1 pseudogene is annotated in these 538 nt (G+C 47.4%); it reads left to right on the top strand.

The annotated features are described in order from the left end of the window. Nucleotides 1–124: 124 nt before the first annotated feature. A pseudogene (locus PG901_RS13605) lies at nucleotides 125–538 on the top strand (Fic family protein); the annotation flags it as partial.

Consider the following 538-nt stretch of genomic DNA (forward strand, 5'->3'; position numbering starts at 1 on the left):
CCTTTATATGTCAGCAGTAGTATCGGTGGGCGCAGGCAAACCTATAAAGACGGTGATGTATCCATAACGCTTATCAGGAAACTGCGCGGCCACTGGACACTATCGTTGCGCACTTACAGTTCACATGCGTCATGAAGTACTGAGTTTAGAGTTACTGACTCGTTTGTTTGAGCAGATAGGGGCTAATGACGTACAAGCATGGGTAAACGCTGAGCCCACAGGCAGCTATGCCCGTAGAATGGCTTTCTTGTATGAATGGCTCATGGGTCAGCAGTTAGCAGTACCGAGTAATTTAGGCGGTAACTATGTGGACGCTTTAGATGCTAAGAAGCAGGTTACTTCAAGCCCTGCGCATGTCATAAAGAATGCTCGTTGGCGTATCAATGACAATCTTGCAGGAACCCGTCATTTCTGTCCTCAACTGGTGAAAACAGAGGCATTTACGAAAGCCGCTGCACTCGATATTGCCACAATGGTTGACAAGCTGAACGATGAATTTGGGCAAGACTTACTGATGCGTGCCTCCGTATGGATGACA

It is taken from the genome of Psychrobacter sp. ANT_H3, assembly GCF_027919975.1.
GTDB lineage: Bacteria > Pseudomonadota > Gammaproteobacteria > Pseudomonadales > Moraxellaceae > Psychrobacter > Psychrobacter maritimus.